Annotated in this window: 10 protein-coding genes; 6 read left to right on the top strand and 4 right to left on the bottom strand. The window is 31.1% G+C overall.

The features are described 5' to 3' along the window. Positions 1 to 1,200 precede the first annotated feature (1,200 nt). Both OXU93_RS00775 and trpE read left to right on the top strand, forming a co-directional pair. Positions 1,201 to 3,096: an ABC transporter ATP-binding protein gene (locus OXU93_RS00775; RefSeq protein ID WP_267384722.1), complete on the top strand. Its 1,896-nt coding sequence runs from the start codon at positions 1,201 to 1,203 to the stop codon at positions 3,094 to 3,096. Positions 3,097 to 4,230: 1,134 nt separating this feature from the next. After that, positions 4,231 to 5,751, top strand: coding sequence for an anthranilate synthase component I (gene trpE / locus OXU93_RS00770; RefSeq protein WP_267383934.1), 1,521 nt, complete (start codon positions 4,231 to 4,233; stop codon positions 5,749 to 5,751). A 1,679-nt stretch (positions 5,752 to 7,430) separates the two neighbouring features. On the opposite strand, the gene folP is transcribed toward trpE, so the two are convergent. The 3 genes from folP to OXU93_RS00755 form a co-directional block, all read right to left on the bottom strand. Beyond that, a complete protein-coding gene (gene folP / locus OXU93_RS00765) occupies positions 7,431 to 8,288 on the bottom strand; it encodes a dihydropteroate synthase (RefSeq protein ID WP_267383933.1) in 858 nt (285 codons plus the stop codon). A gap of 88 nt (positions 8,289 to 8,376) precedes the next feature. Next, complete coding sequence (gene tpiA, locus OXU93_RS00760) at positions 8,377 to 9,102, bottom strand: triose-phosphate isomerase (protein ID WP_267383932.1); 726 nt, start codon at positions 9,100 to 9,102, stop codon at positions 8,377 to 8,379. 886 nt (positions 9,103 to 9,988) lie between these two features. Further along, the gene (locus OXU93_RS00755) at positions 9,989 to 10,138 is read right to left on the bottom strand and encodes an isochorismate synthase (RefSeq protein WP_267383931.1); all 150 of its coding nucleotides are present in this window, start codon (positions 10,136 to 10,138) and stop codon (positions 9,989 to 9,991) included. Positions 10,139 to 11,168: 1,030 nt separating this feature from the next. On the opposite strand from OXU93_RS00755, the gene OXU93_RS00750 reads away from it, so the two are divergent. Further along, the gene (locus OXU93_RS00750; RefSeq protein ID WP_267383930.1) at positions 11,169 to 11,321 is read left to right on the top strand and encodes a hypothetical protein; all 153 of its coding nucleotides are present in this window, start codon (positions 11,169 to 11,171) and stop codon (positions 11,319 to 11,321) included. Positions 11,322 to 11,330: 9 nt separating this feature from the next. On the opposite strand, the gene OXU93_RS00745 is transcribed toward OXU93_RS00750, so the two are convergent. Further along, positions 11,331 to 11,465 carry a hypothetical protein gene (locus OXU93_RS00745; RefSeq protein WP_267383929.1) on the bottom strand — a complete coding sequence of 45 codons (135 nt, stop codon included), beginning with the start codon at positions 11,463 to 11,465 and terminating at the stop codon, positions 11,331 to 11,333. A gap of 766 nt (positions 11,466 to 12,231) precedes the next feature. Here OXU93_RS00745 and OXU93_RS00740 point away from each other — a divergent pair. From OXU93_RS00740 to OXU93_RS00730, 3 genes are read left to right on the top strand one after another with little or no spacing between them, the layout of a single operon-like run. Next, the gene (locus OXU93_RS00740; protein WP_267383928.1) at positions 12,232 to 12,798 is read left to right on the top strand and encodes a nicotinate-nucleotide adenylyltransferase; all 567 of its coding nucleotides are present in this window, start codon (positions 12,232 to 12,234) and stop codon (positions 12,796 to 12,798) included. Further along, the gene (locus OXU93_RS00735; RefSeq protein WP_267383927.1) at positions 12,795 to 13,520 is read left to right on the top strand and encodes an NUDIX hydrolase; all 726 of its coding nucleotides are present in this window, start codon (positions 12,795 to 12,797) and stop codon (positions 13,518 to 13,520) included. Before OXU93_RS00740 ends, OXU93_RS00735 begins: the two co-directional genes overlap by 4 nt. Positions 13,521 to 13,537: 17 nt before the next feature. Next, a complete protein-coding gene (locus OXU93_RS00730) occupies positions 13,538 to 15,232 on the top strand; it encodes an NAD+ synthase (protein WP_267383926.1) in 1,695 nt (564 codons plus the stop codon). The last annotated feature ends 263 nt before the right edge of the window (positions 15,233 to 15,495 follow it).

Below are 15,495 nucleotides of genomic sequence, written 5' to 3'. Positions count from 1 at the left end.
AGCACTTAATTTACTAGTTTTTAGCATGGCTATTTGTCATGGCTTACATATATATTGGTAATCAATTATAAACATCTATTAATATAGAATAAGTGGCTTTTTTTATTATTAATATAATAATGATTTATCCTATCGCACAGTATAGTGTATCCTTTTTGTAAATAGAGATATAGATTAACTATTTTTATATTAAGTATAATAACTTTTAAATTAATTTAAATTGAACAGATAGTAATTTAGATTTTAAATTAGATTATTTTATAACGTGCATGTTTATTTTTAGTAAAATTATTTATTATTCATCTACCCATTTCTCTTCTTGAGAGATAATCTAAACACTAGCTAAATATTTTTAAGTATATCTTAGATAGATAAATGTTTTTATAAAAAAAATATCAAGATAAATATACATTGTTGATGCTTACTTTTGATAAAATTTAAACAGTAATGAATAAAATCATAGAGTGTATTGAAAATAATTCATTAATAAATACTCCCTAATACTAATTATTCAAAAAAATATACAGCTAAAACAAGAAAAAATGATGTTATTAAACATTAATAGCTTAATTAAAGTAAATGATATCGCTAATCAGAATAGTAAATTATCGGTACATAAATAGTATAAATTATTTAAATATTTATGAGTATTAATGATATATACAGTACAAAGTACTATATAAATAAACTATACGAAATAAAATTTTTGTAGCATGTAAACTATATAAATAAAGCATTAGTCTCATCGTGAGCTATTTTGGCTTTTTCTAGCATCAAAATAACTTTAGCAGAATGAGAGAAATAATTAACTGATTGATTTGCTTATCTAATATAAGTCATTGCACCTTGATGATTGCAATATATGATTATATAATCTGGTAGTGTTGAATATAAGCATAACTTGATTTCAATAGGGAGATATATTTTAGGACAAATTAACTTAATAAAGAGTTAATGACGTTAATTATCTTACAACAAGAGTTATGATTATTAAGATTAAAATAATGAGCTTGATTATTATCACTATTTCTGATGACAATCTAATTCTCCATTTTATCAGATTTTATCATCAAAAAACATCTAGCTGATGTTAGGCACTTGATCATAAATTCAATACCAATAAAAGCTAATTTAAATTATTAAACTTTATTTGAGAAATAATCTATTACAATGAATCTTAAATCTAATGGGCTGGGAGTTATGAGTGATAATGTGCTCAAAGTTTGTAACCTTCGTATTGAGTTTCCTCAAGAAGGAAAATCCGATCCTGTTGTTGCTGTAGATGATATTAGTTTTCAACTGCAACGGGGAAATATTCTAGGTATTGTCGGAGAGTCAGGCTCAGGAAAATCTATTACTTCTCTAGCAATTATGGGGCTAATTCCGACTCCTGGTCAAATTACAAAGGGAGAAATTAACTTTTATCAGGCTGAAATCCCAGAAAAAATCAGTAAACTTAAACGGGACGATAAAAAATGGCAAGATTACCGCGGAGGAAAGATTGCCATGATTTTTCAAGAACCTATGAGTTCTTTTAATCCAGTTTATACTATTGGCTATCAATTGATAGAAACTATTCAACTTCACCAAAAAAATGTTACTAATCAACAGGCAAAAAATCAGGTTATATCCCTTTTTCAAAAAGTCAAAGTCTTGCCTAGTGATGAACAATTAGAGCGTAAATATTTAAATAATATTCTGCCTAAAAAAAAAGATATATCTAATTCGGTTAACAAACAAATTAATGATTATATTATTCAAGAAAAAGAAGCTTTTTTAAGACGTTATCCTCATGAACTATCGGGTGGACAACTACAACGGGTAATGATCGCAATGGCAATCTCTTGTAACCCAACTGTTCTCATTGCTGATGAACCAACCACAGCTCTTGATGTTACTGTTCAAGCAGAAATTTTAAAATTGCTGAGAGATCTATGTAAAAGTGAAGAACATCAAGATATGTCAATGATTTTTATATCCCACGACCTGGGTGTCATCAATAAAATTGCTGACAAAATTATAGTAATGTACCAAGGAAAAATTGTTGAAGAGGGCTATAAAAATCAAATTTTCTATCACCCTAAACACGAATATACAAAAGGGCTACTGGCTTGTCGTCCCCGTTTAGGAACTCAATTAGAGCGACTGCCGACAGTTAGTGATTTTCTAAAACCTGACAAGAGTAATTCTCAAGATAATGATAAACCTGATATGACGGGGTATAAAATAGTTTCTTCTAAAGAAAAGCAACAACGTTTAGTGAGGTTATCACAAAATACTGAACCATTATTAACAGTTAATAACCTAACAGTTGAATTTAGTAAACCTAAAATTTTTGGACAAAAAAAAGATAATTTTAAAGCAGTAAATGATATTAGTTTTGAGGTTTACCCAGGGGAAACATTAGGATTAGTAGGGGAATCTGGTTGTGGAAAATCAACTGTAGCAAGAACAATTTTACGGTTGATTCCCAATACAAAAGGGCAAATCCATTTTAAAAAACATCCTATTCATCAATATCATTCTGGTAGCAGAATATTACGTCATTTACGTCGAGAAATGCAAATTGTCTTTCAAAATCCCTATAATTCTCTTAACCCTCGTTTAACTATTGGTCAAGCCATAGGTGAACCGATGGTCATTCATAAAATTGGCGGAAATACTAATCAGCGCAAAGGAAGGGTAGCTTATCTTTTAAATAAGGTTGGTTTAGAGGCTAACTGGTCTAATCGCTATCCTCATGAATTTTCGGGCGGGCAAAGACAACGAGTATGTATTGCCAGAGCATTAGCACTTAATCCCCAGTTTATAATATGTGATGAGTCCGTGTCTGCTTTGGATGTATCGGTACAAGCACAAGTATTAAATTTATTAAAAGACCTGCAGCATGAATTGCAATTAACTTATATTTTTATTTCCCATGATTTAAGTGTGGTGCGATTTATGAGTGATCGTATCATGGTGATGAATCAAGGAAAAATAGAAGAATTAGCATCTGCTGACTCTATTATTAATAATCCTACTACGGAGTATACTCAAAAGTTAATTAGTTCAATACCCCATCTTTCAGAAGAACCTTTTTGCTTAGAAAGTTAAATATTTTGGTATTTATGATGTTTAACTTTTTGGAAAACAAAAAAACTATATTGTAATGTATACTTACAATTAAGACTAATTTATTTCTTATATTGTGTGTTGTTTATTTTCTTTTTTTCAGTAAAGTCACTGAGAGGCAAAGTTTATTCTTTTATTTTATGTTGTCTAATATTTTATTTTGATTATTTCGATGAGTTATATGATTAACTCTGATAACATATTCCCCTGCAAAAAAGAATGTCCGTTGTATAAAGGATTATCTTGAAAAAAATATTTCTTTTTATGCCAAAATATTTTCATATTCTTTTCACTAAATATGTAAATATAAATTTAAAAAATATTTGATTTAAAGTTATGAAGTTGTTTCCTAAATTAGATATTTAATATTTATTAAACAATAAAATAAATTAATAACAAATAATATCTTCAGCAATACTAGAAAACTTAACAAATTAGTATAGCATTTATTATATTTATCATGCTTTAATGTAGTTATTAGCCAGACAGTGTACTAAAGTTGTTATTTTTTATTAATATCAAATGCAATAGTTGATTTAGTAATAAATTTCTAAAATAGTATCAGTTTTATTATTTTTGATCAATTTTTAATATGTTTATCTAACATAGTTCGTTAGCCTGAATATATTTGATATAGTATTTATATACTGGTTATTATTCTTAATAAGTTATTAGCTATTAACTATGTTTAATAAATAATTGTAACTATTTAATTCTATAATTACTTTTTGTTTCTATTCCGCCGATAATATTTTTCTCAAAAAAAGTTAATAGAATTTAGAATCTTGATAAGAAGAAAGATATAAAAACTGATGATAATACCGAACCAATAACTCTGAAATTTTTCGGGCAAAGCTATTGACGAAGTTTAATATCTGACACTATCATCAGTTCTTTGAACAAAAACTCATGATAGTGTCAGGCTAGAAGATTGATATTACTTACTAAGTGAATTCATATATATACAATATTCCGACATTGTTTGAACACAAGTTATAATGAGCAACAAGTGACCACACCTAATCTTGTGTTTCATGTCCACCAATAGAGAGTTGTTCCTACCGCCTGAGTCACGAGATAATATTCTGTAGATAATTTTTGACATCTAACTAGCTCATGATCTTCCCCGATTTTAAAGAATTTTGTGCCTTAGCGCAACAAGGCAATTTTGTACCAGTGTATCAAGAACGGGGAGCAGATCTCGAAACTCCTGTATCGGCTTGGTATAAAGTTTGTGCCAGTCAGCCTCACAGCTTTTTATTAGAGTCGGTAGAAGGAGGAGAAAATCTAGGACGCTATAGCTTTCTGGGATGTGATCCAGTTTGGGTTTTAGAAGCCAGGGCTAACAAAACTACCCAAACTTATCGAGATAATTCAGTTGAGGTTTTTGAGGGAAATCCATTTGAGATACTGACCAAATGTTTATTGTCTATTCGTCCAGTTACTTTGCCTCAACTTCCGTCTGGTATTGGAGGACTATTCGGATTTTGGGGTTATGAGTTGATCAATTGGATTGAGCCTCGTGTTCCTATTTATCCTTTAATGGAAGGAGACTTGCCAGATGGGGTATGGATGCAAGTAGATAATCTAATGATTTTTGATCAGGTGAAACGAAAAATTTGGGCTATTGCTTATGCTGATTTACGGCAAGAGAATATCAGTTTAGAAGAAAGTTATCAACAAGCTTGTAATCGTGTTACTAGATTAGTTCTAAAATTAAAACTTCCTCTTCCCACGGAAGCTAAAACCCTAGAATTAAACACTAAACCTGTCAAGCCAAGTCCTCTAGCATATAGTAGTAATATTGAGCGATCAAGTTTTTACGAAAACGTTCTCAAGGCGAAGGAATATATCCGAGCAGGAGATATTTTCCAGGTAGTAGTTTCTCGACGCCTTAGTGCGACTTATGACGACAATCCTTTCAACCTTTATCGATCCCTTCGGTTGATTAATCCTTCTCCTTATATGGCTTATTACAATTTTGGAGACTGGCAAATTATTGGTTCAAGTCCAGAGGTAATGGTTAAAGCCGAACGTAATGAAAATAAGATCAAAGCTATCTTGCGACCTATTGCCGGAACTCGACGACGGGGAAAAACCCTAATTGAGGATCAGAAATTAGCTAAAGAGTTATTGGAAGATCCAAAAGAAATTGCTGAACATGTTATGTTGGTAGACTTGGGACGTAATGATTTAGGCCGAGTTTGTGTTAACGGAAGTGTCAGCATTGATGAATTAATGATGATTGAACGCTATTCCCACGTAATGCATATTGTGAGTAATGCAATCGGGGAATTAGCTTCCGATAAAACTGCTTGGGACTTGCTTAAAGCTTGTTTTCCCGCAGGAACAGTGAGCGGTGCACCAAAAATCAGGGCAATGGAAATCATCCATGAATTGGAGCCTGAACGACGAGGCCCTTATTCAGGGGTTTATGGTTATTATGATTTTGAAGGGCAGTTGAACACGGCAATCGCTATCCGGACAATGGTTGTTCGCCCTTTAAGAGAAAATAATCACCTCGTCTCAGTTCAAGCAGGAGCAGGACTAGTAGCAGACTCTGACCCTGAAACGGAATACGAAGAGACGCTTAATAAAGCTATGGGGCTATTAGAAGCAATCCGCTGTCTGAGCTGACTTACTAGACCATACCGAACCAATCGGTTTTTTGTTTAAATTCAATGGGGGCGGAGAGACTTGAACTCTCACGACCTTGCGGTCAACGGATTTTCATTCTCCCATAGCTTTCGCTACTGCCGAATTTTGGCTTTGAGAATTGGACTCTCTCTTTACCCTCAGCTTTACGTGTTAGGGTAGCTCCCGTCGAGTCTCTGCACCTTCCCCAAAAGTTTCGAGGCTTGGCTCAGGATTGCCTTATCTATATCCTAGACTTAGGTTTCCCTGAATTTGAGAGCGGCCACTTGATAGATTTCTCTAACAAGGCTCAATTTTCTTAAGTCCGTAGCGTCTACCATTCCGCCACGCCCCCATGGCAAGTTTTATTTGGCTAAAGCCTAGTTAACTTACTGCCCTTTATACTAACATGATATTCTCAATTAGGGAAAATTTTTTTGTGTTTTTTTTAAAAAACACAAAATGAACGCTATTTATAACATCTAATTGATATGAAACATAGATCAAAATAAAAGTCTTGTCATAGTTTCGCTATAAGATATAAGTAGTCTTTTTGTGTGCTACAAATCTCTTATACAGTCAGCCAAGTTCATATATACTATATAAAACTAAATATAGTTCAGACGATTAAACTTCCTCGAACAAAATACCCAGCTATATATTAGTAGTAAACAAAAAAAATATTAGCCTAGTTTAGATTACAAAAACTATAAAAATTAACTACATATATTAGATACTATCCTGCCTCAAAAAATCTAAAATGGCAAAGGTATTTTATAGAAGATTTATAATTAGAAAATTTCAGAAAAATAAATTATTTTTTTGTTAAATGTATATAAATCAACTATTACAAGTTAATTTGTCTGAAGTTTTTTATTAGACAGTTTGTTATTTAAAGGGATAAAAATGTGAATTAGTTGATTATAATAGGCAAAGAATCTAGATAAAAGTAAAAATATTATAAACTAATCTTACGAATTATAAACATAATTCTATCTAAATATTTAGGATTGTTAGATGCATATTTTTAATACTAAATTGTGCCTTTATTATTTTGACAAGGAATCAATTATAATTACTTTGATTTTACGCTTTGTTTTAAACTAAAAAAATTTAAAAAAGATTTATAATTATTTTTAGCTTAAATAGTATTGGAGTTGTTTATTGCTCTCTTCTTTTTACTAAAGACCCATTTAGGGTTAATTTTCAGTATAAAGTACATTAAAAATAACAATGAAATAATTGCAAATTATTTTGCTTACACTTTTACTAATTACACTAATCAGAATAGGTATCATAATACCTGTCTCTTTACAAGCTTATTTAAATTTTGCAAAAATACTATTAACACAGCTTTACATGCTAACATACTATATTACGAGGTGTAACAATTAGTTACCTAGTATTTATAATAAACATCTAAACCTACTCCCAAACCAAAGTAGTTTGTATTTGGATTGATTCTAGCCAATTAATTGTATATAAACTTGGGTCGTTTAGTACACATCGTCATTGATAATGTTGATGAAACAAATTTGCGAGTCAATATAAAAGCTGATCAATTATTAAAGAACACAACATATCTTCTGTTGTGAACAGAAAATCATAGTTTGAATATTAAAAATAGCCAATCTGAATAAATTTATAATATTTTTATAAAAATTAATCTCAAATCCTCTTCACTAAGTTGCTGAAGAGGATTGACTTCGCCAAATAGCATCAGCCACTCGCACTACATCTACCATTTGTGCTACGTCATGAACTCTTAAAATATCTGCCGATTGAGCTATCGCTCCACAACAGGCCGCAGCAGTTCCCCAGATTCGTTGTTTAGGGTCATTTTTTTGCAAAATATGGCCTATAAAATGCTTACGAGAAACCCCTACAAGGATAGGATATCCTAAACTTCTAAATTCTGACAAACGTTGCAATAATTCTAAATTTTGTGAGTAAGTTTTAGCAAAGCCGATACCAGGATCAATGATAAGGTCTGATTTCTTAATTCCAGCTTTTATAGCTAAATTAAGTTGATTATCTAACCATTGGATAACTTGTTCGGTTAAATTAGTATAATCTGTAAATTGTTGCATATTTTGAGGATTGCCTCTGATATGCATTAGAATAATAGGGACTTCTAATTTAGCCACCACTGTCAACATCTGGGAATCAAAAGTTCCCCCAGAAATATCGTTCACCAAGTCTGCACCTGCATCAATTGCAGCCTCAGCAACTGATGCTCTAGTAGTGTCAATCGAAATAGGAATAGATGTTTCTTGACGTAGGAGTTTTATCATAGGAATAACACGATTTAATTCCTCTTCAAAAAGGATTTGTTGAGACCCTGGACGTGTTGATTGTCCTCCAATATCAATGATATCTGCTCCTGAATCAATAAGGGTCTTAGCTTGAATTAAAGCAGTTTTTAAGGTATAAAACTGCCCTCCATCACTAAAACTATCAGGGGTTACATTGAGAATTCCCATAACGTAGGTTCTCTTTCCCCAACAAAAGGAACATTTTCTTAGTGTTAAATCAGCCATATAATAGTCTCACCTACACTACTACTACTTCACCTAAAAAAGAAGGGGACGGTTGTTACCCCCCCAGGTCTCCAATGGACTCAATTGTTTATTGATAATTAACAATACGTGCAAATTCTACTGGATCTAAACTAGCTCCTCCCACTAATACTCCATCAATTTCAGGTTGAGCCATAATCTCGTTAATATTAGAAGATTTAACTGATCCTCCATATTGGATAGAAACTTCTTTATTTAACAATTGAGAGCGAATTATACCAATAATGTGGTTGGCTTCGATCGCTTCACAAGTATATCCAGTCCCAATCGCCCAAATGGGTTCATAAGCGATGACCAAATTACTTTGATCCAAATTAACTAAACCTCGCTTGATTTGGTTAATAATAACAGTTTCTGTTTCCCCTGCATCCCGTTGTGATTTACTTTCTCCCACACAGAAAATAGGTGTTAATCCATGGTTTTGGGCTGCTATCATTCGTAAATTTACTGTTTCATCAGTTTCACCGAAATATTGACGACGTTCACTATGGCCAACTACTACGTAATTTACTCTAAGCTCCGTTAACATTGCACCAGAGATTTCTCCTGTATAAGCTCCTTTATCTTCCCAATGGATGTTTTGCGCTGCCAAACGGATCCCCCCCCCATATTGACTTTTTGACATAATACCCAAAGCTGTAAAGGGAGCGCACAAAACTATTTCTCTCGTTCCATTTACTTCTTCGAGATTCGATTTGAACTCTTGCAGAAACTTCAGAGCTTCTTTTTGAGTTTTGTTCATTTTCCAGTTGCCTGCAATAATAATTTTTTTCACAATTCTCTCTAAAAACTAATTTCAATATCATTTGTAACCTTCTAGTGTAATACCCTAAGTGGAGCTGAGGGAAGAGGGTATTAAGAATAAAATTGAAAAAAAGAGAGAACATGTTAATAACCATAATATATGTTTATTAACATTAGATTTTAATTTTTTCTTGTTAAGAATATTGTTTTTTGTATTTTTTATCGTAATTTTATACGTTTTTTCATTGATATATATATCATAGCCTTAACTTCTTTCTATCTAATAATACTTATTTGCTAAATATAGATAATTATTAATTTTATTAGCACCTAACCCATTTTTAGTATATAAATAGATTAGGTGTTGCTATATTGTATAGTGAAAATATTACTAATTTTAAAAAGTAATTATTTTGTCAAAAACAGTACCATGAAGTAAATAAATAACTTCACTACAATGCTTTCCTGATGTAAATCCAAAATAAAGGACACAAATTGTGAACAACATTTTAATAATTCATTGGATATTACTATTACATAATTTACTATTTTATTTATATAAGAACTATAATCTTAACTACTCTACTAGTAAATATTAGAAGTTATTTATGCTAGTTTGTTTGATGAGTATAGTTTTTTCAAATTAAGATACTATCTAACCTTAAAAAACTATTTCGGCAGTATGGATCCTAAAAAGTATTTTGACTTATCGAATGAACTCAGTTCAATGGTAGTAAGACACTTGCATTAAATGAGGACCATTTAGTGCAAGATAAACCGAAAATATATCCCGGCAAAATATGGGTGTACTCTGGAGAGTATCTTTAGGTTATCTTATTAAAGATAACCTAAAGATAAATAATTCACTAAGCTTATTATTTACTCAGATTTTGTTAGATAATCTGCACCTCGAAGTTTTACATTCTAAGTGGAATCTTCTGATAGAGTGCAGAACCAAATGGTTGGACTCCAATAGCAGGACAATCGTCTTTAACTGGACTAAAAATTAGGGAAAAGCCCTCGGCAATATATTGACATAAACCTTGTAATATTTTACTGATACTCATAGTATTTACCTCTCAACTTTTATAAACTTCATTAGTAAATTGACTTGACTAATTTTTTTTCTGTTTTTCCAAGTCACAAAGAGTTTTTTTATCTCTTCTATTTTTAATTATCTTAGATAATGTAAATCTTTAAATAAATATGTAATAAATATTTAAATTATAAGAGAATACTTTATAGTTTTATTGATTTTTATAAAGTAATATACTAATTGCTAGTGATTATTTATGTGAAAAATATTTATTTACTTCTGCTAAACAAGGTAATTTTATCCATCAATTTATAAACAATATAGATCATCTACTTAATTTATCTTAGAAAGTAAAAACTTAACAATTAGACAATCTCAATTACTATTTTAATGAAGTCAACTAATATGATTATTAATCAACAAATTTGTTGGTAAAATTTTTCAAGTATTAAGATACTCACTAAAAAACATTTCTAATTGCTCTAAAAAATAGTTAGAATCGCAAAACAAAATTTAATCTACCAAAGTTAAATATATATCTAAACCATTAGGGGCAGATTTGTGATTATCTAGCTCTAAATTGTTTGTCAAAAAATTATTTATATTTCTAGAGGCTATTAAGTTACTAGTTACTATCCGCAAATTATATATTTGACCTAACACTTTTAAATATAATTAATTTTAACAAAAAATACTTTAATTGAACAAAGTAACTTGATAAAGACTGTTATTGCACTAGTTCAAAACTTGACAACCTACATTTCCCTAAGATAAAAGACCTACTTTATATACCCAAAATTATAGTTTGCTCATAGTTTATACTAGCTGATTTATGATGATTTGTTAAATTTGAGAAAAACTTGCTCAACGATAGGCAAACTTTGAATTACTAATCTATTACGTCCCAAAATATTTCAGTTATTTAATTACTATGGTATTTGCCTAAGGTTTAAATTGTTTAGAAAATCTATAGCTTTAGTTAAAAACTACTGTGAACTTTAAGAAAAATATGAATTCTACTACTTTTAACTTAAGAAAATTTTACGAGTAAAGTTTGAGAAGTGCCTAAAATAACGGTAGTGTTTGCCTGTAAATCCCTAATGAATAATTCTTTGTGGCAAACTCGACATCTAGAAATCTATCTTTTAAATGCCCTCAACTATCACAGTTTGATTGTTACTAAATCCACTGGAATACGCGATCTAATAGGTTAGAACGTATTTTTATGGAAAAACCCCAAGAGCATTCAATTCTCGAAGCTCATGATAGGCGACTGTAGCAGCTTTAGCAGAAGAATTGAATGCTATTCTCAATGTGCTAACAGCTTTGCGATTAGGGTACAACTCTAGTAAAACCATGACTCGTACTTTAATTATGGCTATCAAAGCTGTATTTGGGAGTGAAAATAAAGTTTTGATAGTTTTTAGTCGTTAATCCTATTTTCCAGGGGAGACTTTATAAGTTGGTACCTACAATGCGATTACTGCGGCGAAAATACTAGTCAGCTATACAAAGTTAGTAAACATACCCCACACATAATATAAATCCACTTAAATTTAGGAGATTTAATCATGTTGTCTCAACAGATACAATCACTATTACCAAATATTAAACTCTTGACTGGTAGAAATATTGATCAATGAAGAATTCGCTCGTCTCAAGGAAGTAGAAGCAGATATCTTTATTGAGGATTATAGACTTAAAACAAATCTTATCAGAAGAAAACTTCTCAATATAGTCTATAAATACGTGAAAATTGATGAAACTTCTACTATGAAACACACCAACTATAAAGCCACCCATCCAAGGCAAAAACAGATTTTTTGGACCTACAATAAGGACATAATCAGAAACGATAGATTAAGATTCACCATTGTTTTGACTGAGAGAAAAGAAAGTCTCCCTCTATAATTGGTGAAAAAAAAAGAAAATCATTGGTTTAATCTAAATCTTTAGAGACTATTCATTGATTGGACTAGAGATCAGTTAAGAGCCTTTTGTTTATAACTGGTCACCTTTAGTCAACCTACTTTAACTGAGGTTAAAATCTCCAATAAGCTCGAATCATTGCATCAATCTTTAGGTTAGTTGATAGTAAATAGTTGAGCGTTAATTATTAATCACATGACAAAAATTGCTCTGTTTGGAACCAGCGCTGATCCTCCTACTGCCGGACATCAATCAATTCTCCGTTGGTTATCTACCCACTATGATTGGGTCGGGGTTTGGACTTCGGACAATCCCTTTAAAAATCATCAAACTTCTTGGTCCCATCGTATGACGATGTTAAAGTTATTAGTTGATGATATTAACCTCCCCAAAAACAATATTTACCTTAGTGATAAACTAAGTTATCGGCGTAGTTTGATGAGTTTAGTCAAAGCTAAGGAAATTTGGGGAAACAATTCTGATTATAGCTTGGTAATTGGATCTGACTTAGTTAACCAAATTCATCGTTGGTATCATATTAAAGATCTGCTAAATCAAGTCAATCTCTTAATTATACCTCGCTCTGGATACGAACTTGTTCAAAAGGATTTAATAGCCTTAAAAAAATTGGGAGGAAACTATCAGATAGCTGATCTCGATGCCCCTGCTGTTTCTTCGACTAATTATAGAAAAACTCAGAATCAAAGTGTATTAATTCAACCTATTCAAGAATATATTTGTCAAGAGCAATTATACCAATGAATTCAGAGGAAAATAAACTTATTTTAGCAGCTTTCAAGGTTGGGGTAAATAATGTAATTTTTTCCGTTGATTCTCACCATCATCAACTTTTAGTTTTATTGGTTAAACGGGAAGAAAAATTCTTTAATAATCAATGGGGGTTGCCTGGAACTCTAGTAAGAAATGGGGAATCTTTAGAAGACGCCTCCCAAAGAATATTGTCTGAAGAAATTAGAGTCGATAATCTATACCTCGAACAATTATATACTTTTGAAAGACCTAATTGTAATTCGAAAACATCTCTTGATAGTTTTAATATCCGTCATCTCTCTGTTAGCTATTTTGCTTTAGTTCGTTTTGACAAAGCAAATTCATTAGGTATTAACAATTATAATAGAACTAATTGGTATATGATTCAAAAAGTTCCTCAACTAATTTTTGATCATAATCAAATTTTAGATTATGGTTATCAACGACTACGCAATAAACTTGAGTATAGTCCTATTGTTTTTGAGATTTTACCAGACTTATTTACTTTAAACGATCTGTATCAAGTTTATACAATTATTTTAGGAGAGAATTTTGCCGATTATTCTAATTTTAGGTCTCGATTATTGAAATTAGGTTTTTTAATAGATACTGAGAGAAAAGTTTCTAGAGGATCTGGAAGACCTGCTAGTTTATATCGCTTTGACGCTGAAGCATTTGCTCCCTTTAAAAATAAACCTTTCGTATTCGTTTAAATTTTAAAAAATCAATCATGAAGATTGCTATTGCTCAACTCAATCCAACTATTGGAGATTTAGCGAATAATGCTAAAAAAATTATAGAAGCCTCGCAATTTGCCGCTAATCAAAATGCCAGGCTTTTACTTACACCTGAATTGTCTTTATGTGGTTATCCTCCCCGTGATCTACTACTTGATCCTAGCTTTGTTAAATCTATTTCTATAGAATTACAAAGTTTAGCTCGAAAGTTACCTTCTCAATTAGCTATCTTAGTAGGAATAGTTATACCAAATCCTTGTGCTTATCTCAAAGGAGAGAAACCTCTTTTTAATAGTGTTGCTTGGTTAGAAAATGGACAGATAAAACAAATATTTCATAAAAGGCTTTTGCCTACGTATGATATTTTTGATGAAAATCGCTATTTTGAACCAGGACAACAAAGCAATTATTTTGAACTATTTCCTGATCCTCAGTCATCTACCTCTGTAAAAATTGGGCTCACAATATGTGAAGATTTATGGAATAATAGAAATTTTTGGAAAAGAAAATATTATAAATATGATCCCTTGGAAGATTTGCTTCAAGTTGGAGTTGATTTGATTTTAAATTTATCTGCTTCTCCATATAATATAGGCAAGCAAAAAATAAGAGAAAAAATGATAAAGTATAGCAGCAAACACTGTAACACTCCCATTATTTACGTAAATCAAGTCGGTGGTAATGATGACTTAATTTTTGATGGGAATAGTTTTGCCGTAAACAAAAAAGGTGAAATTGTCTTACGATCAAAATCATTTGAGGAAACTATCGATTTTATTAATCTCAAAGTTAAAAATAATGATCTTTCTTTATCAAGAATAAATGATGAAATCAAAATAGAGGAAGAAGAAATATGGTTAGCCTTAGTTTTAGGAGTTAAAGACTATGTGAGAAAATGTGGTTTTTCTAAGGTTGTTTTAGGGTTAAGCGGAGGAATTGACTCTGCGTTAGTTGCTGCGATTGCGTCAGAAGCATTAGGTCCAGAAAATGTATTAGCATTACTTATGCCGTCTCCTTATAGTTCTCAGCATTCTATTATTGATGCTGAGGTTTTAGTTAAAAATTTAGGCATTAATCATTATAAATTACCTATTAAAGATATTATGAAATCTTATGATACCTTATTAGAATCTTTATTTAAAGGAACAGAGTTTGGGATTGCTGAAGAAAATATTCAATCTCGCATTCGAGGTAGTTTGTTGATGGCTATTTCTAATAAATTTGGTCATCTTGTACTATCCACTGGAAATAAATCAGAAATGGCGGTGGGTTACTGTACCTTGTATGGTGATATGAATGGAGGGTTAGCTGTTATTTTAGACGTGCCTAAAACCCGTGTTTTTTCTCTTTGTCGCTGGTTAAATAGAGAGAGAGAAGTAATCCCCCATAGTATCTTAATTAAATGCCCTAGTGCAGAATTAAAACCTAATCAGACAGATCAGGATTTTTTACCTTCTTATGAGATACTCGATGAGATTTTGGAGAGATTAATTCATCGCCACCAATCAGTGAGTCAAATTAATGAAGCAGGATTTGATTTGATTACTATAAATAAAGTAATTAAATTAGTTGCCGGTGCTGAATTTAAACGAAAACAGGCTTCTCCAGGATTAAGGATAACTGATCGAGCATTTGGGACAGGTTGGAAAATGCCTATTGCAAATCGTTGGAAGACCAATTATTCCTAGTTTAACTAAACATATCTTTATAGTATTTTAAATAAAAAAAATGTAATGTTATTTGACAATCTGAATTTTAGAAGAAAACTATTCTGTTTTTAGATCCTAATCTAAGTAGTGTCAGTAAATAGTTTACTTTGTTATATGAAAATAAAAGTCTATTGCGAACGAAATTTAGTCTATTTTTAATAATTTAAATAGACTTTTATAAAGTAAAATATTTTTTGTTCTTATACTTTAGTAACCATCATAATATGTCTGTAATTGCAATG

This window comes from Cyanobacterium sp. uoEpiScrs1, from assembly GCF_947331815.1.
Lineage (GTDB): Bacteria > Cyanobacteriota > Cyanobacteriia > Cyanobacteriales > Microcystaceae > Rippkaea.
Note: the sequence above shows the minus strand (reverse complement) of the source record. Positions and strands in the feature narration are given on the sequence as shown.